Below are 20,423 nucleotides of genomic sequence, written 5' to 3'. Positions count from 1 at the left end.
TTTTCCTGTTTAGCCCGCGAGACCGGCGCGAGCGCTTTTCCTTTTGTGCTGCTTATGATTCCAGTGCGGCAATGGCCTGTTCAAGCTCGACAGTTCGTTTGCGGCTTGCGTTCAGCGCCCGTTTCAGTTTCGGCAACAGGTGGTCGCGGGCCTCGTCGTAGGTTGGGAAAAACTGTTCGTCGTTCGACACCTTTGCACGGCGGCCTACGTAACCTCCGCTGTTGATTTCCAGCGTCTTTTCACTTTCCTTGTGGACCTCGACGGGCTTAATGTCGTCGTGAAAGCGCGCTACTCGATACCAAGTCGCCATTTTATTTTCCTTTGTTTCGTCGCCGCAGCATTAGCGGAAAGCGTGCACCAAAGTTGACATCGGATTATCGAAGGACATCAGTGCAAGGCACACGCCGAGCGCGGCGACGATAACGAGGCTTACGGTCGCGATGAATCCAGCCGCCTTGATGACAAATCGCTTATCGCTCGACGGTTCGACAGTCTCCAGCGTCCCGGTCGCCATCACGACAGCAGCAAAAAGCGCCGGGAGCGTCCAGAAATAGTTGAACGCCTGGCGGTCATGCAACATCCACAACAGTTCCAACGCACCGATGACGGCGACGAAGCCCACATACCGAATCCACTTGTTCTTTCGAACGGCTGCTTCTTCTACTTTGGTTACGCGTTCAGCTACCTTCTCCGTCATTTTTCTCATCGTCATTTTCCTTCTGTTATCGAATCAAAACCAGAAACATCAAGCCAAGCAGTACGCCGAAAAACAGATAGGGCCAGCCGCTCCCTCGCTTGGGTTCTTCGTGATTCTTGGTCGCGGCGCGGGCCGGTTGTCGCAACGACACGACAGCGGCACCGGAGAGACTTTCCCGAAGCTCACGTATGCGCTTCTTGATCTGCCGCCGCTCGTTCCGAGTCACCGGCTCCGCATTCGCCGTATCTCGGGCGACAAGCCGGTTCAACTCGGACAAGTCATCTTGATTCTTCGTGTACATACCGCGCCCCTGTTCCTTTTTCCCTGTACCTGTTATCGGCACGCGTGCGCCAATCATGAATCACATTATACCGTAGCCGGTTACGGTGTCAAGCCCTATTTATGTTCGGCTGTGGCCGCGCCGGATGCCAACATCAGACGGCTCTCATAACACTTCGCAAAACATCTGCCGTAGCTTTCTATCGGACACGGCCAGATAGGGCCGAACGTGTTCCAGTTCCGCATGACCTAAAAGCTGCTGCACCGTCTCAATGTCGTGCCCTTGCTCAACGAGGTTGCTGGCGAACGAACGGCGTCCCGAGTGGGACGAACCACCGCGTATCCCCGCATCCTTGTAGAGCTTTGTGACGTGGGATTGGAGGCTGTCACACGCCGAGTAATCAACCTGCTCCCCGGCTTCGTTGACGCGTCGCTTGGTGTTCATCGCAAACTTGCGGCCCTTGCCAGCAAGTACTAGGCAACTTTGTGGCGCGAGACCGCGATAGCGCTCTGCGGATAGCTCGGTTCCCATGCCCCGCGAAATGCGATGGTTCAAATAGCACTCCAGCGCCAAAACGGTTTTCGGATGCGTGAGGTAGACGCATCGCTGACGACAACCCTTCGTGATTGCAGCGCGAAGACTGACCTCTGAACGGATCGCCCCCGAAGGGAATAGCACGTCTTGAACCTCGATTTGGGCTATTTCGCTGACTCTCATACCGCACGTAATACCTAGCAGGAGTACGAGGCAATCACGCTCAGGATGGCGCGATGTTGCAGACGTGACGGCGAGTAAGTGCCGGATTTGAGCCGGTCGAAGTGCTGCGGCTTGGGGCATGTGTTCCTCTGAATGGGTCGGACAATGGACGTATTCAGAGAGAGATTTGGTCGGGGTCTTTTTCAAGCGTATCACGGCTTGCCGCCTCGATTCCTCGGAAAAACCGGCAGTGCCGGTGTCGGCCCGCAGCGGCAGGCGAAACGGCCCGACCGGCAGGTTCGCGAGGATGCTTGACATGATAGGCACGTGTGCCTATTATGCGTCTACGGATAGGCACATGTGCCTACTCGAAAATCCAACCAATCTCGGGGCTTCCATGACTAATGCTGTGGCGCGGGTGTACGTGAACAAAATCGAGGTCGGCACGCTGCCCGCCGATGTGTACAACAAGATCGTCAAGGACGTGCGCGCGGATCGACGGCTGTATCTTGGACAGGCGTGGAACTACATTTGCGTCGCCTACGCCTTCCTCGCCCGTTCGATTCTCCAGGTGCCGGTTTTCTGGTTTGTCGCGTTGCTGATGTGCGAAGTTCTCGGGCCGTCGAACGTGACCGACTTTATCACTGCAATGAGGCAGGCTACGCCCGCCGAAGTGAATCACGCAATCTGCTGGATGCTCGGGGCCGGTTCGTTGGTCTCCATGATCGTGGTTGCCTTCTGCATGTACCTGGGTGCCTATCCTTCTGGCGTCGTGGATGAATTCGACAGAAAGATCAACCATCAGGTTCGTTCGCTGCTGGAAGTACCGGCACAGGGCGACATGATGGTGGTCGTTGCGGACGATGGGAACAATGGGCAATAGGGAGCGTTTCCAACAACTGCTTGCCGACCACGGCATCACGCAGGCAGTGAGTGCGGCGCTGATCTGTGAACAGACGCAGCGGCCCTGCTCGGTGCGTGCAGTGCGTTCATGGCTGAACGATCCGGCAAAGGCCAGCTCGCGCGAGTGTCCAGCGTGGGCGGTCGCGGCTCTCGAAAAAGCGCTTGCAGAGAACGGCTAACGCCTGCTGCTGCGAGCGACGGGACAACCGTATATCCAGCACACAAAAAGCCCTTTGCGGGCTTTTTGTATTTGTGCTTTCGACTGCGCACTGGAAAACGCGGGCATGAATCCGTGATTCGTGAACCGGTCACGGGGTATCCGTGATGCGAATTCGCGGGTAGCACGCATACCGGTGTACCGAAAACGCGCTTAGCGGCGGGGAACGGCACCATTTCGGCAGATTGACCCGCGCCGATCCCGGCTATCCTGCGTGTCTCTCAGGTTCCGGTACGGCCAACCAAAAATGCCGGGACTTTTTGCAGGCCAGCGAATATGCTGGCCTTTTTTTATTCCTTCTCCGGTAATGTGTCGGGCGAGCATTGGGCTGTTCCTGGCACTCGGTTGAATACTCACATTGGGTCGATGAAAAAGGGATGCGTTACCCTGGGGCAAGTGGCGGCTCGCGCGAGTCATCTCGACGTGGCCTGCACGCGTTGCGAGCGACGCGGACGGTATAGCCTGTCGAAGCTGGTTGCTTCGCATGGCGAGGACTTTCCGCTTCCCGACCTTGCCGCGCGCATATCCGATTGCCCGAAAAAAGACGCGTCAGTGTGGGAACGATGTGACGTCTACTACCCCGGCCTTCGCACCATGAAGGAGGGTGGCGAGCCTTGAGCGCACCGTCTAGCCTCGCCTGTTATTCGAAACAAAAAATGCAACTACCGGTCAAGCGGCATCGCGTCCACGTCAACTGCATCCGGTAACGCGCATTTGTCACAATGCGTCTGGTCTGAGCTTGCAACCATGTCATCATCCGGGTAAACTGGTTTCCGTTGTCCCCGTGGTAGCGCGTCTGAGGGGTACAGTGGACGGCGGAACTCGTTTCCGGCTCGCTTCACTCCCTTCCCCTCTGCTCCCTGTCGCTGCGTTGTCGAAAACCTGCCTGGGCCTTCCACGCGGGACAACACCAAACACGAAGCCCCTGAATCTCCGCATTCAGGGGCTTTTTGCTTTGTGGCTCGCGGCGGCGTCGTGACGCAAAAAAGCCCGCCAATCTTTCGACTGGCGGGCCGCGTCCTGTGTCCTGCGCTAGTGTGTCAAACCGTGGCTGACGGTCTGACTGTCGATCCTGTGATGCGGCTCCGACTTCTCATCTTCAATGAGGTACGCGTGGCCCATAAGATCAACGGCCAGCATCAGGGGTATGACCACGGGATTTGCGATCCCCGAATCTTTGAGCCGCGCGACCGCCGCGTCGTACTCACCGGCCCTGGCTTCGAAAGCCCCGGTCTCGTAGTGGCCGGTCCCGGCCTGCGTGTCGTTGACGATAAACACCAGATAGAGCGTTCCTTGCTCAACGATTTCCCGGTCGGGCAGGTTGCGACGCACCGGATCGGTTTCGCGGACTGCCTCCAGGGTCGAACGCATGGTTGCCTGTGTCATGGTCGCAAAATGGTTGGCATCCATGACGAACCGCGTATCGAGTCGTTGACCGTTGGCGTCGGCCAGCACTGCCGCGTGGTCAGGTGCTTCCCAAATTTCGTGCTTCATCGCACCGGAAAACGTGCGGCTCACGACCACGAAAAGGGGCGAACGTGCCGCCGCCTGACGGGGATGCTCGCTGACTTGCCCGTGTGTACGGGCGCTGCTGGTTTTCATCGTTGTGGCTCCTTGCCTTACGCTGCGTTGTCGAATTAACTCACACTATTGCAGACCTTTGATTACACGACAAGAAAAGAAAAGGCTCCGTGTGGAGCCTCCTGGTCCTGCTGATGCCGTTGCTGCGTCGCACTGCTACTGCGCGTCGATGACCTTGCGCACCCACTCAATGCCGCCGTTTTTCTTGACCTTCGCCCACTGCTTGCGGGTCATTCGGATGGACTTCTGAATCAGTTTTTCATCGTCGGGCTTCGGGGGGCGACCGCCCCTGTTCTTTTCCTCGGCGGTCTCGGATTTCTTCGCCGGGGCCTTCTTGATCTGCGCGGGCGTGGCTTTCGGTCTTGCAACGGGCTTGGACGTGGGCTTGGTCGTCAGTGGTCTTGCGCGCCGGGTTCTGTCGGATAGTGCTTGCATCAGCATCGAGTTCATTTTTTTGGGTTCCCGTTTGTTCTGGTCTGTTTATCAACTGTTATCTTACGGCCCGGTACTCCTTGAGGGTGGCGTCGGTGTTGCTGGTAGTGATGAGGCCCCGTTCTCAACCCGCTGCGAAAAACCGATCATAGCGTGAAGCACTTGCGTCAGGCTTTCCTGGGCGCTAGTCGGGGTGCCGGGGGTTACAGATTTTGCGTTCTCCGCTACGGAATCCTGACCCCAATTTATGATTATCTGAACAATCGACCCCATTTTGTCAACCCAATCGACGCCAGTTTGTGCGATTTCTACGCGCTGTTGAGCCAGCGCGGGTGCTGACACGGCGAAATTTATCGCGAACGCTATGGTTAACGAAAATGCGATGACTCGCCCGCCAGAAAATCGTTTTTTACGCATATTTACTCTCTGTTACAAATCAGGTGAGCGTTCGCCCACGGTTTTCCAGTGTTCATCGAAGACCTGACGTGGAATCAGGTGGCGCTCCTGTCCCGCCCCGCACCATTTGCACGTCCTGCGCGTTCCCGGTAAAGATACGGCGAACCGGTCTGCATCCACAAAATTCTGTGTGTGTTCGGGGTCGATGGCGCACCGTCCGACCTTGATGTATCGGGTCCAGAAGTCGGGAACCCATTCAAGGTAACGGGCCAGGCCGGGGTAGCACATGACCTGTTCCTGACTGCCGTTGCACAGAACGCCATTCAGTCGCGATCCGAAAAAATCGGGGCAACCGGCGTAATCGCCCTGATGGCCGATCAGCAATGCACCGGGCGAGAACAGGCGTTCTGCCGTCGAACCTGCCTTGACCCGGTACACGTGCGCGAGTTGGCCGGTGCCCCCGACCCGCTTGCGCATCCACCTGTACAGGTTCGGACTCCGCGCCGGATTGTGCGTCGGGTTCAGGTCTGAAAGCGTGACCGGCTGAGACTGCTCCTTTTCCTTGCCACTCGTCATAGGGGCCTCCTGTTAAACGGTTCGCGCGTTGCCGGTTCTTACAGTGGGGCCTGTGACGTGGACACGATTTCATAGTCGGGGACCGCCTGACCGTCGCGGACCAGTAGCAGATTCGCTTGCGATGCCAGGATCAGTTGCAGGGGCATAACGATGCCGGGTTCGAAGCCAGCGGCCTGCATCCGGCCCACGACCTGGTTTCGCTCGTCGTCGCTTCGGGCGTAGCCCAATGCCGGATTCGTGGGCTTGCCGTCGCGGGTGCCCCACGCCATGAAGAATTCAGCGAAACCGGCGATGCCCTCGGCCATGAATTCGTGATTCGTTTTCGTCACGCCCGGTGGCAAGCGTTCACGCTTTTTGTTCATCACGGAGTCGAGTGCCACAAGCGTGAGTCGCGCAAAGGTCGGCATATCGACCGCGAAACTCACAGTCCAGCCACGGGCAGCGGCTTCGTCCAGCACCGCCTGTTGCGACGGCGCACGCCATACAGGCACTTGCGCCAGTTCGCCGCCCTGCCCGTTGATGATGACAAGGTGCAGTTGCGTGGGATCGACTGCGAAAACCGGGAGACTCGGGGTGATGGGGTCCGTGTTCTGTTCGGTGGTCATTTCAGTATCGGATATGGTTTGAAGGTCACGCGCGGGCGACGGCTAGTGCTGTTTCCACGTCTGAGCGCAGTGCGGAAAGATCGGCAACACCGGGGAGTTCCAGGCTGGCGACGGACCAAAGTTCGGACAGGTCGAATTGCGCGAGCCAGTCAATGTCCCCGATCAGCATTTCGAGCGCGAAACGCGGGCCGGAAACGGTGTCTTCGAGAGCGTACTGTGCTGCGTGTTCCGCTCGGTCGGCGCAATGCTTCGCTTGCTTCGGGTTGAACGGAAAACCGGTGTCGCCCCGGTATTCGACGTACTGCAACATGGACTCGCCTACCAGACACAGGTAGCGAATCGTGCGTAGTGTCAGGCGTTCCAGTGATTGCGGAGCGTTTGTGGTCGATGCCTGCGGTCGCGCTTCTTCCCCCTGCTGCTCATCCTGCTTGCCGTTGCTCATGTCCCGTCTCTCCAATAGTTTGCGTGATGCTTTTATTATTCTATCGGACACATATTGCCGTTGCGATTATTCGTTAATTTCGCCGTCACAAAAAAAAGCCCCTGAGGAGGGGCTTTTTCGTTTTCTGCGGTGGTATGGTCACGCCGGTTTGTCGTTCCGCTCGGCCACGCGTCCGGTCGCGAAATTCAACGTGAGTGCGATCACCAGAAGAATGCAGCCGTCACGAATCTGGTGTAGGCGGTCGAGACCCGCCCACTCGAATAGCGCAAGGTCGATCCACATACCGGAAACAAGCATGGCAAGGGCCAGTGCGGCGATCCCCAAAACGAAATTCGTCACCCAACGTTCGGCCTTGGTCTTCGGTGCAATACGTGCCGCCTGCTCCGCATTGATCGCGGGCGGGCGCTGGTCTTGTCCTGTGCGGTTGACGATTGCCTGGCGCTGTTGCTCTGCCGTACCGTAGCCCAAAGCCGGGTAGTTGCCGCAAGGGTATGCCTGTTCAAACGGGCGACCCATGTACGGGGCCAGGGCCGCTGCCAGATTGTCGCGGGGCAACGTCAGGTCGTCCATCAGTTCCGCGCGATACTCGCTGTCGTAGGTCATCGTCAGTTCAACTTCGATGGCCGCGACTGCGGGTGCCACACGGTTGAAGCCGTAACAGGTCTTCATCACCTGTGCGACGGCGAACGTCGAAATGATGTTCGGGCCGTACAACTCCATCGCCACGTGAGACAGATAGTTGGCGATACGTTCGCCGTCCAGGCCCTCGGGGCTGGACAGGAATTCGCTGTCGATGCCGAAACGGGTAATGCGAAACACGCGCGGGCCGTTGATGAACGGGACCACGGCTTTACGCAAGGTATTGCGCTCGTAGGTCTCGTTATTCAGGATGGTCAGGAAATCGTTGCCCTGACAATCCCAATACATGTCAACGGTGGTCGCGTCTTCGTCCTTCGCACAGTGGATGAACCCGTAGAACTGCACCATCATGGCCGCGATTCCGAGATTCGAAATCAGATTGCCGTGGCCGTGCCACTCGCACGCCCAACCGAAAATGTAGGCCGCAATCTCCTTGCCATTTTTTTCGCCAGTCGGGTCCGTCACGTAAACGTCCTGGTCCCCGATCTGGTAGTAGTGCGTGATGCGATAGACGTTGCTCTTGTGGGTGGCTTCCTCGGCGTGTTCTTCGGCGGGAGCCTCGGGGATCACGACAACGCCATTCACCGGGCGTTGCGGCTTATCCCACTGCGCATTGCGCCACGGCTCGCCCGTGTTGTGATGCTTGCGGAACGCCTGATACAGCGCTTCGTAGTCATCGCCGCCCTGCTCTGCGATGGCCTTCAGGCGGTCTTCGTTCGCTTCCCCGCTCAGGTAGGCGTCCATGCCCGCATCAGCAAAACAGTAGTGCCAGTCGTGGGCGTTCAGTTGGTCCCAATACTGTTCGACCGGCATAACGGTTTCGCCGTGGTGCAAGGTCAGGATCGTTCCCACGGTCGGCGTCTCCGCGCCGTCCACAATGTAGGCTCCGAGTCCGCTTTGCTCGTCGTAGTTGATGCAGTTGGTCGGAGCCACACGCGTTTCGATCAGCTTCACGACCTCGGCGTGACCCGGAAACACGTTGTCCCGTGGGAGGGCGCGGAATTCGACTAACGGCACATCATCGACTTTCGTAATCTTGATCTGCGCAGCGGCCAAGGTGGCGCGTTGCGGGTATCGCGTGCCAGAAACCGGGCCTACTTCGTCATCGTCGTAAGCCGACACCCATTCCTGCGTATTCGCCAAGTAGAATTCGGCGTTGAGCGATTCCCAAAAGCCCGTGACCGGATCGAGATAGCGCCCGTTCTCATCGAACGTCGAGCGCCATTTGTCGTCGTCGGCTTCTGCCTCCGCACGTCGCGCATTCATCGCCTCCTTGTGCCCCGGTTCTGCCGAACAGGTGTAGCCACAAAACTGTTCGAAGTGCTGCGTTCCCTGTTCCGCTGTGATGACGGTTGCACCGTGCGGACGCACCTTATCGGTTACTTCGGTGAGGCTGTCTTGCGCGGGGTCTTGCCGGTCAGTCATTCTTATTCCTTTCGGGGTTTGTGTGATTTGCTAACCGATTGTAACGGACAAGTGATGACGGGTCTCCTTTTCGGTGATTTCGCGACCGGAAATGAAAAGCCCACACTTTTCAGGGTGTGGGCTTTTCGTTTTGAAGCCAAAGGCCAGTCGGTCAATGCGCTTTTGGCGGCGCTTGCGGGCCAGTCGGGCGATCACCGCAATCCTCTTAGTGGCACGCCAAAGCCACTTTACTTGCTGCGGTTGTTACGCCTGCCCTCTTTCTCGGCGGCTTCCATGTCCACGGCGATCTTGTCGAGTGCCGCCCCCACGGAATGCAGGCTGTGTTCCTTCTGGTAGCGAGACAGGAACGCCTGGGTGCGCGCTGAAATGCGCGGCTGGATCACCTTCACGCCCGCCGCTTCGTCACGGTCGCGCTGATCCTGCTTGTATTGACGCAACTGCGACTTGCGAGTGCTATCCGCCTTCGTGTTGCCGGTCGCGACCGGCGCTTTTTTCACCGGGGCAACCTTCTTCACGGGCGCGACCTTCTTCACTGGACCCGTCTTCTTCGCCGTGGTCTTCTTCTCGGGTGCTGTAGCGTCCTTCGTCATTTCTTCTGCCTTCTATGGGGCGGTCAATCAAATCCAGCGCGACCTATGACCGCGTTTAGTGCGCCAACGGTAAATCGGTTTCTTTCGGAGAGAATCAACGATTCTGATTCCGCCACAGCAGGCGGCGCTGAAAGTCTTCTGCCTCGCGGCGACGCGCCGAAGCGCTGCCCGCCGAATCCCCTGCGCCGAAAAGCTGGAACGGCAACAGGATCAGGAAAAGGGTTCCAAAGAATAAGAACTTCACCAAGTTTCCGATGCTCATTTTGTTCTCCAAGTGGGGCTAATTTGGCCCACGTCAGTATAGTTCGTAATCCGGTTGAGGCCCGTTCGGCCCGTCTATGTGATTCATTATTTGCGCGTCATGATGACGTGTCAACTACGCGCTGGGACTTTGTGACAAATAGCACACGATTACAACGCGCCGTCAAGGGGGAAATCCCCGTCAATTAACCGGGGATGGGCCAGCACTTTGCGCAGTGCTGCGGCGATTTGCGATTCCCGAACGCCGCCTTCTGCCAGATACGGAATCGCCTCCTGTAGCGTCCGAATAGCGTATGCAAGGTCGCGAGCCTTCAAGCGCGCCTTCCCCGCCCGGTGCGCGGCATCCACGCCGTTCTCCGCGATGCTGGCTTCAAAGACCGCTTGTTCGGCCTGCTGCGACTGTAGCGAATCGGGTCGCGGCATCCAGTGCGTTGCATAACGGCAAACCTCGGACTGGTCTTCGGGGTCTTCGAACCCGGTCAAGTCCTCGGCCTTCACGTCGAAAAACTGTTCGCCGTTGAAGTCGTGGCCTTCGGTGTAAACCAAGACACGTGCGTACTGCTGCGGGTCGGGCTTGGCGACAGTCAGACGAATCAGGTTCATGGCTGGTCCGGGTGGTTAGGGTGAATGTCAGTGCGCGCGGGTTGATTACCGTACACACGCGCTCGAATTGTTTTGAAGTCGGGCCGGGATCGAGCTTCGAACCTCACGCATCGAATTCCCGCCGACTGCAACCGGGCGTCTCTCTGCCTGTCCTTGAATTCATCGTGCGTCGGGTCGTCCAGTTCGATCACGCACAGAATGTTGAACTGTTGATCGTAGATGGCGAAGTCCACACGCTGACCGGCGATGCGTCGGAAGTTCTGTTCCGCGAACCGGCTATTCCTCGGTTCGATCAACGCCGACATTGCGACTTGCGGGAATACGTGAGCCTGCGGCAGCGCGCGAGTAAGCCGGGTCCAGAATTCGATTTCGTTTCGCGTCAGTAGCGCACGACTCTGATAACTGTATGTGCCGGGATCGAATCGCCTATCGGTCTTCTGCATCGCCCACGGGCTTTGCTGTGGTGCAGGCGTCGTCGGATAGCGGGGAGCCGTGTTGATCCCGTTAGAGCGCTTCCCTGCCCGCTTCACCTTCCGCCAAACCCAAGCGCCCGCCGTCCACGCAGCGAGCGGCCCCAATATCAGGTCGAGTGCGCGCATCAGTCGTCGCTGTACAAGCGGATAAGCCAACGGCAAAGCTTTTCGGCTTTTTCCTGCATCGGATGAATTTCCGCTTGCAACGCTTCCAGTCGGGCGTGCCATGGCTTTTCATGGTGCGCTTCGAACGCACTATGAACCGTGGCCGAAATATGACGAATTCCGGCGCGAGCATCGCGAGCATGTTGCAACTGCTCGGCGCTCAAGATCGTGTGCAGATTGGCAATGCCACGAATGCGGGCTTCCCGAAACTGAACTTCCTGCAAGGTGAAATTTCGGAACCATTCCCACAGGTCTTCGGATTCCGGCGCGTTCGGGTCTGCGTTATGGATGGCTTCGGGTGTGTGGCTCATCTGGAAACATCGTAGGTTATGGTGATTCGCATTCTCTGATGATTCGGATGACACGTCAAATCGTGGGTGAGAGTGTCACGAAACCGGTAGAAAATGGAATTGTGTCGTTGATCTGGAGACAGTAAGACGCTTCAAATTCAAAAGCCCCACTGTCGATAGACCAGTGGGGCTTTTGTTGTGGCGTAGCGTGAGTCACGCGGGATGGGTGTCGAACATCGACTTTCGGGGTTCCGGCGCGGGGATCAACTGCGGATTCATAATGTCGTGACGGATTGCGTCGGGCCTCGGTTTGCTGCGCGATTTGTAGCGCAGAACGCGAACGCCCGCTTCGATCATTCGAGCATCACGCTTCTCGTCTTTTTTCCGGCGCGTGTCGTGGGTCTTGTCGTCCAGTTCGATCACGCATATCAGGTCGAATTTCTGGTCGTAGACCGCGTAATCGACACGCAGCATCGCGATTCGATTCCAGTACGTCATGTAATACTCGCTTGAAGCCGGTTCGATGATTGCCGACATGGCGACCTGCGGGAAAATCCGATATTCGGGAACCGCGGAAACCAGACGCCCGAAGAATTCCTTTTCGTTCTCGGTCAGGATCGGACACTGACGGTAGCGCGGTTTGTTCAGGTCCGGTCGCACGTACTCGGGTTCTTCGTCGCTCTCCTGAACTGTGCGAGCCATGCGTCCTGCTGCCTGTGGGGCCTGCGACTGAAGCCCGGTCGGGTAGTCGGAGTTGCGTTTTGGCTTCTTGTTGAAAGCCCAAACTGCTGCGACGGCGGAAATCACGGCGGGTATGCCGATGTAGAGTGCGATCATTTTCGTGTGGGTTGCGGGGCCGTCATGCAGACCGGCCCGTGTGCAATTACAGGGCGAATTCAGCCGTCTTCACCTTCTCGCGGCGGTTAGCGTTGCTGCCGTCGCCAATGCCGCGTGCAGCTTCACCGACGCTGCGCATTGCCCCGTCGATGCCGCCTTGCTTCGCGGGTGCGCCCTTCTCGATGCCCTTCTGGCCGGTGCCGGGTTCGCGCAAATGCTTCTCGATGCCGGAAAGCGCGGAGTGCGAACCGACCTTTTCCAAGCCTATGCCTACTTTCGTGCGGCCGATCTGCTGCATGGCCGTGTTCTCGATGGTGCGCAACTGCTCCATCTGCTTCGCGTGACCCGGAGCCTTCGCAAGTCCTCCGGTGGCGGTCGCCAAGGGATCGAAACCACGCTGTTGAGCCGTCGCGGTCATCGCAACGTCTTTGCGCAGTTCGGGATTCTGCGCGACTGCCTTTGCCAAATCTCTTTCTTTCATGCCGTACCTCTCGGGTTGAACTGCGGTTACATACCCATAGCGTGCGAGTTCTCACGCTTCTGGTGCTGCTTCTCATGCGCGTGTTCACGCGGGCCGTTATTGCCGCTGCCGTGCTTTTCCATCGCGTCGCGAGCGGCCTGCGTGACCTTCGCCAATACGCTGCGCGAATCGTTTTCCACGCCCAGGCCAGAAAAGGCGTTGGGCTTCTGCGCTACTTCGGCTTTGTCCCTGCCGGTGAACAGAACTTGAATCGCCTTGTCAGTGTGCTTCTCACCGAATTTCATGCCCTTTTCGAAGGGGGTACGGGCGATGCCGTCTTTGCCGTGGCCCGTCTGTTCACGCGCCGCGTTCTCGATGCCGCGCAGCCGGTTCATCTGCGATTGCGACGCATCGCGAATGCCGTCTTTGTCCAACGTGCGCGAACTGCCTGCGCCCACCCCGGAAAACGGGTTGTGAGACCGCGATGCGACTCCGAGACCGGCGAAAGCGCCGCCCTCTTTCTGACGTGCGGTGCCTTCTTGATGGATTTTGGGAGTCGCGCGAAGCATTTGTTCGACCTTCGCATCGCGGACGCTGGACCCGCCACCGACCGAGCCGAAGGCCGTCGATGTCGATCCGACTCCGAGACCGCCGAACGCGCCCCCCTCTTTCTGACGTGCTGTGCCTTCTTGACGGATTTCGGGAGTCGCGCGAAGCATTTGTTCGACCTTTGCATCGCGGACGCTGGACTCGCCGCCGACTGAGCCGAAGCCCGCCGATTTCGGTCCACCTACTGAGCCACCCAACGATCCAAACGCGTTGTTGCCCTTTGCCGGTGGATCGCGGGACTGATCGAAGCCCCGTTGCTGTTGCGCACTCGCTTTCTGGTTCATGCGTACCTCTCTGATTGTTTAGCCTACTGGCTGTCAGGGGCCAATAATGCGCCCCGCAACATTATGGATCGTTATGGATTACGAGCCAAAAGAATGCCCGTCTTTCTCATGGGTCTTCGTCTTCGGCTTCGTCCCGCTCTGATTCTCTGCCGCCTTCTGAATGTCCTTAATCTGTTCACGACCGTTGTAGCCAGCCGCACCGCCAAACGGATTGAATTCCTTCTGCCCCTTCGCCTGTTCGAACTTGATGCCGGTCAGGCTCTCCAACTGCTGCATTTGAGCCTTGGTCAAGGCGTTCGCGTCGAGTGCCTTCATCAGTTCGGGGTGAGCATCGCGCAAGGACTGCGGAGCCTGCGCGAAATACGCGCGTGCGGCCTGCATCTGATTGCCGTCCAGACGATGCACCGGCTCGCCCTTCGCTGCCCCTGCCTTGTCCATCGCCTTTGCAAGATCGCGATTCGCGATGACCTGTGCAATTTCGGCCTGGTGGCGCTTCTGCTGGTCAAGCATGTTCGCGAGCTTGAAATGCGACTTGTCCTTGTCGCGAACCGTCGAAAGGTCGAGCGCCGCGAGTTTCCTGGTCTCGCGCTGGATCGCGGTCGGCAGTTTCGAAATGCTGTCCGTGAACACAACGGCCTCATATTTCGCCCGCGAAAGGGCCACGTAGTACACGTCTTTCGCCGTGGTCCGCGAATTCGTTTCGAGATTGATAATCACGCGATCTGCGGTCAAGCCCTGCGCACTGTGAACCGTCGATGCGTAGTCCAAAGCCAGGTGCAACGGCTTCTTCGTATCCAGTTCAACGGTCTTCCCGAAGTTCTTATGCTCCCGGTCGCGAATCGTGGACTCGATAAGTATTTTGTCCTTGGTAACGGCCACGACCTTGAAGCGGTCGCCGTTCGTCAGGTCAAGTTTCGGGTCACGGTCGTTGTGCGTGACTTTCACCAGGTCGCCAACGGCAAGCGTGTTGGTTTCGACCTTGTACACAGAGACATTGCGCGCCTGCGACGGGTTGAATTGATGAACCTCGCCGCGCTCGTTGCGCACCGTCAACATGTTCTTGTCGGTGGTGCCGGTGTCGATAACCGTGTATTGGTGTCCGCGTTCAAGCCCCTGCCGCCTGTGGTCGGACTCGGGAATGATCGTGGTTCCGACCTCGTAATACTTCGCATAGCGGCGGTCGGCCTGTGTCGAGTCGAAGCGGCCAAGCAAGCCGAATTCGATACCGCTTTCCTTCAAGCCAAGCGCAGTTTGAATGCCGTCATTGATGATCTTGCGGCTTTCGTTCGTGCCGGTGATGACAAGGGTTTCGCGGCGGTCGGCTTCCGGCAAACCGGCATACGCCTGCACGACTGCGGCATAGCGGTCAGGGCCTTCTGCGATTTCGCGGATTGCCGTGACATTGTGTTTTTTGACTTCTTCCAGCGATGCAGCGCCCTTGCCGTCAACGGCGTACTTCACGGCTTGCAACAGGTCGTCATTCTTCTGTCGCTGAATGTCGTCCATGACGCTATGCTGCATACCGTTTTTCAGAAGTTGTTCGAGCGGCTTGCCCGCCTCGATGGCCTTCGTCTGTTCCGTGTCACCCAGGAACAGAATGCGAGCGCCCGCCTTTTCGACTTCGCGCATCAGGTCGCGGCCAATGCGCGTACCAACCACGCCCGCTTCGTCAACGATGATGATGTGCTTTTCCGTCATCGGTTCGTACTTGGTCGCGCCCGGTCGGTGCTGCGTCGGGTTCTCGCCGTCGCGGCCCGGTTCAAGTGCTTTCCCCTCCCTGTCCTTGTCGTGTCGCTTCTGTGACGCGAGAAACGCGGCAACGGTTTTCGAGTTCTCCAGGCCAACATCGTTTTTCAGCGATTCAACCTGCATCCCGTATGGCGCGAGCGAAATGACCTTGAAGCCCTGTTGTTCAATCAGGGTCGTCAACTTCTCGGTCATGTACGACTTGCCCGTACCGGCGCGGCCCACAACGGCGGTCACGCGGTTCTCCGAAGTCGCAACCATTTCAATAGCGCGTGCCTGCTCCCCAGACAACACGCCCGCCTGAATGCCGCCCAACTTCTGCAACTGGCCGATCTGCGTCCGCGTCAGAAAATCGGTTTCTTTGCCAGTCAGGGTTTTGAACGCTGCGGACTGTTCCGGCGTCATCATCCCGGCTTTGGTCGTCCCGATTTCGCGGATTGCGGCCACTTGCTCAACGGTCATCGACTCCGCGCGAGCGCCGGTCAGACGTTCAAACGCATAGGCTTGATCCTTCGTGAACTTCTCGCCCGCCTTCACGTCTGCCAACTCGGCCAGTCGCGTGACTTGCGGATTCGATAGCGTTTCGGCTTGGAAGCCAGTCAGTTTTTCGAACGCTGCGGACTGCGCCGGGGTCAGGTTCGCGTCTTTGATAAGCGCGAGTTCGGCGCGTGCCTTCGCCTGCGCTGCGGTCATGGATTGCGTGCGCGTGCCGGTCAGTGCTTCAAGCGCCGTCGCCTGCCCCTTCGTCAACTTGTCACCGGCCTGTACGCCGGTAATCCGCGAAAGCTCCTGCGCCTGCGCCTTCGTCAACGAATCGGCCTGAACTGCTGCGCGGAGTTCGCTGTGTTGGGCCGCGATCTTCGGATTGTCGAAAAAGAATTTTTCGGCGGCTGCGATGGACTTGTCGCCAAGGCGGTATGCGGAGACGAATTCGGCAACGGTCTTTGCATCAACCATCGGCTCCATGACGCCACGCCCGCGCGACTCAATCGAAAGAATCTCCTTCTCCCGGTTGAGCGCAATTTGCGTTGTATATCGGATTTCCTCGCGCTTCAAGCGCCCGGTGTCGATGCCCTGGTCAACCTTGCCCGTCGCCTGTTCCTTCGTCAGTCCACCCTCGATCAGTTTGTTGATCCACTCCTGACGGGTCATGGGCGGAAGGTAGCCGGTCTTCTCGTCCGGGTTCATCGAACGGTACAACGCCTGTTCTTCGATCAGCTTGCCGGTTGCTCGGGCAACGACAATCGCGGCCTTCATTTCGTCAACCGAAAACTTGCCGGTGCCGTGCGCGAAAGCAACGTCCATCAGTTCCTTGCGGGTCAAGATGGATTGGCGCTCGGTCAACTTCTGCACCGCGTAGGCGACTGCCAAACGGGCTTCGTTCTCGCGGTTGCGTCCCGACACTTCGGGCGGCGGGCCGATAACAGACGTGCGAATGTCCTGCGCTGCTTCCTTGTTGACTTCGGTTTTGCTCGCCTCGGCAATGGCTTCCGCGATTCCTAAGCCAACGTCGCCCTTGGCCGCGAACTTGTGCGTTACCTCGCCGTGTTCATCGGCGTGCGTCACAACCCTGTCGCCAAAGATCGCCTTCACGGCTTCGGGCTTCAACTCCTGCCCGTCCTGGTCGATGAACTTCACGCCACCCTTGCCATCGGAAACCACGGAGATAGCCGAAATAGCCGGTTTGGCGGCTTCGCCGGGGCCTTCCTTGTCCAAGCCCTTCGCCTCGGTTTCCGGGGTCTCCTGCGCGTGCTTATGGTCGAATTCCGGGTCGTGCGATGCCGGTTCAACCGGCTGTGTGTTCGCGTCCTGCGATTGCTGTTCTGCCGGGGCATCGGTCGCCGGTTGCTCGTCCGTGGTCGGCGCATCGTGCGATGCCCGCTCAAGCGGTTGCTCGTAGGCGCTCGGGATTTCGAATTGCGGTGCAGGTTCGTAGAAGTCGAGCGACGGGCCATCGTCATAGCCGCCGAACGATCCTTCCTCGTATGCCGAATCGGGAATCTGGTCGAACGCGAGCATTTCGTTATCGAAGCCGGGGCCGTAGTCGTAGAACACGGGACCGTCATCGCCCATGCTCGGGCCTGCTGCCTCGGCCAATGCCGCTTCCTTCGCGGCTTCCGCTGCTGCCTTCTCTGCTGCCTTCTCTGCTGCTGCGGATTGCAGTTCGGCTTGCTTCTCGGCGGCTGCGGCTGCTGCCGTGGCGTCGTAGCTGCCATCGGCTTGCAGGTTCAGGCCGGGGAATTCGCCCAGGACGGTGCCCGCTTCCAGCACAGGTCCGGTCTTCTGCGCCCCGTCGATGCCGTAGCCGTTGTATGCGCGGGTGTTGAAGTCGATACCGACTTCCGCCGCGCCGATCACCCAACCGTTATAGATAGCGTCCCGGTCAAGCTCGCCTTTCGCCGCGCGAGTTTTGAGCGCTGCTGCGGTCTTCTGCTCGGCGCTCGCGGTCTCGCGGGTCAAGCCCATTTTCGCCAACTGAAAATCAATTTGCTCAAGACGGGCTGAGAAAGCAAGCGTCTGCTCGCGGGAGATATGCGCCAGTTCGTAGGTCTTGTTCTGCGGTTCGAAGCGCAGTTCATAGCCCAGGTTGCGAAGCTCATAGTTGAGGGTGTTTTTGTACACCTCACCTACGTGCTTGATCGACTGCATCAGTTCTTCGTTCGAAAGCGCCCGCCACTGTCCATCCTCGCGCTGCGTGAGATTCATCACGATTGCGTGCGTGTGCAGTTGCGGATCGACTTCGCGGCTCGTCTCATGGCGGAACGTGGCGGCAACGATATTGCCCGTCTGTTCGTGGCCCGACTTCTTGTTTTTGTAGGTACGCGCACCGGCCATCGTTTCAACTTCGGCCAGTGCTGCTTTCACTGCCTTGTCGTGTGCGGCTACAACGGCTGCGTCGCCGCCGACCAAGGCTTGCAACGAAACGGATTTCGGGGCGCTGAATGTCAGGTCGTAGCCCAGGCGCTCCTTGTTGTAGCGAGCGGCGATGCGAGCCATTTCCTTCGCCACGGCCTTATCGTGCGCGGCATGGATTTCATCGACGGTCTTACCCGACCAATCCTTTTTGCGGGTGTGACGTTCGACGTTCGCCGTTGCCTCTGCGTGAACGCCTTTGATGTAGTCAAGCGTCTGCGTGTTCTTGCGCGGATCGTGCTTGGCCTCGATAGCGTCGGCCATCGCCTTGTCGCGTTCGGCGCGAAGCTGCGAAACCTCGATGGACGGCAGTGCGTTGCCGTCGCCGCCGTATTCCGCGCTTACGCCTTTCATGAAGTCGATGACTTCGGTAGTGCGTTGAAGTGCTGCGGCCTTCGCCTTCTCGTCTGACTTCCGCGCCGTCTTCGAACCGTCAGGCAACTTGCCGTCCAGAAGGTCTTTGAACTGCTGTTGATCGACCGCGCCGGAAAGGCCAAGGGCCTGCGCCCCTTGGCCCTCCCACTGCATAGCCGATCCGTCCTTGGCGTAATAGTCGTCCGCGCCGTCCGCGTAGTACGCGGCGACGCCTCCCAACCCCTGACGCTTGATCGTGGTGACATTCAGCATGGGTCAAATCCCGTAGTTAGGCCGCTGCCATCGAACCGGCCTGGTCGCCAGTGCGCAGAATGATCCCCGGCACTTTCTCGCTGCGCTGGTACTTGACCGGGCGCGTCTTGAACTTGGCGATAGGCAAGTCGCCGGGAAATGCCAGATAGCCATGCAGGTTGCGAAGGCGCATGAACTCGGACGGGAGAATGACCGATTCCGTAATCGTCTCGGTGTTGAAGCTGCGGTTCATCCCCAAGCGACCGGACTGCATCGAAGTGCCGTTCTTGTCGCGCTGGACCTGGTGTTGACCGAATGCGTCGCTCATCTTCTTCGCCGTCTTCTCACCGTAGCGGCCAACACCCATGCCGATAGTCGTTCGGTGGTTGCCAAGCAGGGTTTCGGCCATGTTCTCGCCGTAGACCTCCACCAACTGCGAGAACGCCTGCCAGCCGGTGACAACGCCGCCGCCGCGCATGTGCTTGCGGCCCTTGGTCAACAGGTCGTTCAAGTTCGGGAGATACGCATACGACTCCAGTTCGTCCAGGAACGTCCAGATAGGCGGGCCATCGGTCTCACCCATGCCGAGAAGCGACGTGAACGTTGCGTCCGCGAACGTGGACAGGAGCGGAATCAACGTTTGACGCATGTTCTCGTCCCACGTGACGTACATATTTCCGCCCTTGTTGTCGGCAAGCCACTGGCGAATCGAGAACGTGCCACGCGGCATTTTCAGGTGCGGTGCCAGCTTATTCGAGAGAACGAATCGCGCCGATGCCGTTGCCTTTTCATTGCCGGTGAAAAGCGATTGCGCCGGAGTTCCGCGCACGTATTCCTCAAGGTCTTCCATCGGCTGAATGCAGCACCAATCGAATACCTCGTCAATCGTCGGTTGACGGCGATTCGCATAAACCTTTTTCGAAACTTCGGTCAGAAGCAGGCGGCCATAGCCATTCCATTGTTCTTCGTCAACCGAAGCCGACTGCTGAACGATAGAACGCGAGTACGTTTCAAAATCGAATTCCGGGTTGCGAATCTCGTTGAAGAAAACCCAACCTTCCGAACGCGTGTCGAACGGGTTCAGCAATACGTCACGCTTCGGGCGTCCGAAGGTCGAGTAAAACGCGCCGTTCGGGTCCATCGCAAAGAAACGGTGCTGATACTGCAACATGCAGTACATCATTTCCTTCACCAGTGTTGATTTACCAACGCCGGTCGAGCCGCCAACTGCAACGTGCGTCGATTGCGCTTCTTCGGGCATCGGAATACCCGCAATCGTAATCTGCTGTTTCGGGCGCTTTTTCTTCCAGTCGAATTCTCGCGTTTTACCGGCCAATTCACGGGCTTTCACGACTTCCGAACCGCGATAGAAACGGCCAAATCGTGCGCCCGCAAAAGCCGGGGTGATGTATTCAAGAAATGCGCCGACCGCGATTGCCGCGAGAATCATCGTGATAACCGGAACGATGTAAAAGCGCGGCCACGAACCAAAATGCGTTAAAACCCACAGAAAAGTATGGACAACCGTACTCGGTGTGAATCCGAACGTGAATTTCACGGTCGCGATAAATGAAAGAATGCCGATCAAGATAACCACGGCGGCATAAACCCGCGCTTTTTCTGTGCGATCCATCAGTTAATCCTCTTTGGTATTGATTTTTCCGGTTTCGATACTGCGAGCCATGCGCCCCGCTGCA

22 protein-coding genes are annotated in these 20,423 nt (G+C 58.3%); 2 read left to right on the top strand and 20 right to left on the bottom strand.

What is annotated here, in order from left to right; all coding sequences use genetic code 11:
- Positions 1-52: 52 nt before the first annotated feature.
- The 4 genes from P3T25_RS25395 to P3T25_RS25380 all read right to left on the bottom strand — a co-directional run bounded on the left by P3T25_RS25395 (position 53) and on the right by P3T25_RS25380 (position 1,991).
- On the bottom strand, positions 53-310 hold the full coding sequence (locus P3T25_RS25395; RefSeq protein WP_429359312.1) for a hypothetical protein: 258 nt from the start codon (positions 308-310) through the stop codon (positions 53-55).
- A 30-nt stretch (positions 311-340) separates the two neighbouring features.
- Complete coding sequence (locus tag P3T25_RS25390; protein ID WP_429359311.1) at positions 341-706, bottom strand: hypothetical protein; 366 nt, start codon at positions 704-706, stop codon at positions 341-343.
- A 16-nt stretch (positions 707-722) separates the two neighbouring features.
- Complete coding sequence (locus tag P3T25_RS25385) at positions 723-1,055, bottom strand: hypothetical protein (RefSeq protein WP_429359310.1); 333 nt, start codon at positions 1,053-1,055, stop codon at positions 723-725.
- 87 nt (positions 1,056-1,142) lie between these two features.
- On the bottom strand, positions 1,143-1,991 hold the full coding sequence (locus tag P3T25_RS25380; RefSeq protein WP_429359309.1) for a tyrosine-type recombinase/integrase: 849 nt from the start codon (positions 1,989-1,991) through the stop codon (positions 1,143-1,145).
- A 79-nt stretch (positions 1,992-2,070) separates the two neighbouring features.
- Between P3T25_RS25380 and P3T25_RS25375 the strand changes: the two genes are divergently transcribed.
- A complete protein-coding gene (locus tag P3T25_RS25375) occupies positions 2,071-2,556 on the top strand; it encodes a hypothetical protein (RefSeq protein WP_429359308.1) in 486 nt (161 codons plus the stop codon).
- Entirely contained in the window at positions 2,546-2,755 is a 210-nt protein-coding gene (locus tag P3T25_RS25370; RefSeq protein ID WP_429359307.1) for a hypothetical protein, read from the top strand. Before P3T25_RS25375 ends, P3T25_RS25370 begins: the two co-directional genes overlap by 11 nt.
- A 1,070-nt stretch (positions 2,756-3,825) precedes the next feature.
- On the opposite strand, the gene P3T25_RS25365 is transcribed toward P3T25_RS25370, so the two are convergent.
- The 16 genes from P3T25_RS25365 to P3T25_RS25290 form a co-directional block, all read right to left on the bottom strand.
- Complete coding sequence (locus P3T25_RS25365; RefSeq protein ID WP_429359306.1) at positions 3,826-4,395, bottom strand: hypothetical protein; 570 nt, start codon at positions 4,393-4,395, stop codon at positions 3,826-3,828.
- A gap of 135 nt (positions 4,396-4,530) precedes the next feature.
- A complete protein-coding gene (locus P3T25_RS25360; RefSeq protein ID WP_429359305.1) occupies positions 4,531-4,824 on the bottom strand; it encodes a hypothetical protein in 294 nt (97 codons plus the stop codon).
- 411 nt (positions 4,825-5,235) lie between these two features.
- Complete coding sequence (locus P3T25_RS25355; RefSeq protein ID WP_429359304.1) at positions 5,236-5,778, bottom strand: hypothetical protein; 543 nt, start codon at positions 5,776-5,778, stop codon at positions 5,236-5,238.
- 38 nt (positions 5,779-5,816) lie between these two features.
- The gene (locus P3T25_RS25350) at positions 5,817-6,383 is read right to left on the bottom strand and encodes a hypothetical protein (RefSeq protein WP_429359303.1); all 567 of its coding nucleotides are present in this window, start codon (positions 6,381-6,383) and stop codon (positions 5,817-5,819) included.
- A 25-nt stretch (positions 6,384-6,408) separates the two neighbouring features.
- Positions 6,409-6,825, bottom strand: a complete 417-nt coding sequence (locus P3T25_RS25345; RefSeq protein ID WP_429359302.1) for a hypothetical protein — start codon at positions 6,823-6,825, stop codon at positions 6,409-6,411.
- Positions 6,826-6,963: 138 nt separating this feature from the next.
- Positions 6,964-8,889, bottom strand: a complete 1,926-nt coding sequence (locus P3T25_RS25340) for a hypothetical protein (protein WP_429359301.1) — start codon at positions 8,887-8,889, stop codon at positions 6,964-6,966.
- Between the two features lie 227 nt (positions 8,890-9,116).
- Positions 9,117-9,479 carry a hypothetical protein gene (locus P3T25_RS25335; RefSeq protein WP_429359300.1) on the bottom strand — a complete coding sequence of 121 codons (363 nt, stop codon included), beginning with the start codon at positions 9,477-9,479 and terminating at the stop codon, positions 9,117-9,119.
- Between the two features lie 94 nt (positions 9,480-9,573).
- Positions 9,574-9,741, bottom strand: coding sequence for a hypothetical protein (locus P3T25_RS25330; RefSeq protein WP_429359299.1), 168 nt, complete (start codon positions 9,739-9,741; stop codon positions 9,574-9,576).
- Positions 9,742-9,890: 149 nt separating this feature from the next.
- Positions 9,891-10,343 carry a hypothetical protein gene (locus tag P3T25_RS25325; protein ID WP_429359298.1) on the bottom strand — a complete coding sequence of 151 codons (453 nt, stop codon included), beginning with the start codon at positions 10,341-10,343 and terminating at the stop codon, positions 9,891-9,893.
- Complete coding sequence (locus P3T25_RS25320) at positions 10,340-10,942, bottom strand: DUF2726 domain-containing protein (RefSeq protein ID WP_429359297.1); 603 nt, start codon at positions 10,940-10,942, stop codon at positions 10,340-10,342. Before P3T25_RS25320 ends, P3T25_RS25325 begins: the two co-directional genes overlap by 4 nt.
- Positions 10,942-11,346 (bottom strand): hypothetical protein, encoded by a 405-nt coding sequence (locus P3T25_RS25315; protein WP_429359296.1) that lies wholly within the window; start codon positions 11,344-11,346, stop codon positions 10,942-10,944. The genes P3T25_RS25320 and P3T25_RS25315 overlap by 1 nt, the downstream gene beginning before the upstream one ends.
- A gap of 138 nt (positions 11,347-11,484) precedes the next feature.
- Positions 11,485-11,973, bottom strand: a complete 489-nt coding sequence (locus P3T25_RS25310; RefSeq protein ID WP_429359295.1) for a DUF2726 domain-containing protein — start codon at positions 11,971-11,973, stop codon at positions 11,485-11,487.
- A 181-nt stretch (positions 11,974-12,154) separates the two neighbouring features.
- On the bottom strand, positions 12,155-12,589 hold the full coding sequence (locus P3T25_RS25305) for a hypothetical protein (protein WP_429359294.1): 435 nt from the start codon (positions 12,587-12,589) through the stop codon (positions 12,155-12,157).
- A gap of 26 nt (positions 12,590-12,615) precedes the next feature.
- Positions 12,616-13,461, bottom strand: coding sequence for a hypothetical protein (locus tag P3T25_RS25300; RefSeq protein WP_429359293.1), 846 nt, complete (start codon positions 13,459-13,461; stop codon positions 12,616-12,618).
- A gap of 78 nt (positions 13,462-13,539) precedes the next feature.
- Complete coding sequence (mobF, locus tag P3T25_RS25295) at positions 13,540-18,747, bottom strand: MobF family relaxase (protein ID WP_429359292.1); 5,208 nt, start codon at positions 18,745-18,747, stop codon at positions 13,540-13,542.
- A gap of 16 nt (positions 18,748-18,763) precedes the next feature.
- Positions 18,764-20,359 (bottom strand): type IV secretion system DNA-binding domain-containing protein, encoded by a 1,596-nt coding sequence (locus tag P3T25_RS25290; protein WP_429359291.1) that lies wholly within the window; start codon positions 20,357-20,359, stop codon positions 18,764-18,766.
- Between the last annotated feature and the right edge of the window lie 64 nt (positions 20,360-20,423).

This window comes from Paraburkholderia sp. GAS32 (genome assembly GCF_050434225.1).
In the GTDB taxonomy this organism is placed as follows: Bacteria; Pseudomonadota; Gammaproteobacteria; order Burkholderiales; family Burkholderiaceae; genus Paraburkholderia; species Paraburkholderia madseniana.
Note: the sequence above shows the minus strand (reverse complement) of the source record. Positions and strands in the feature narration are given on the sequence as shown.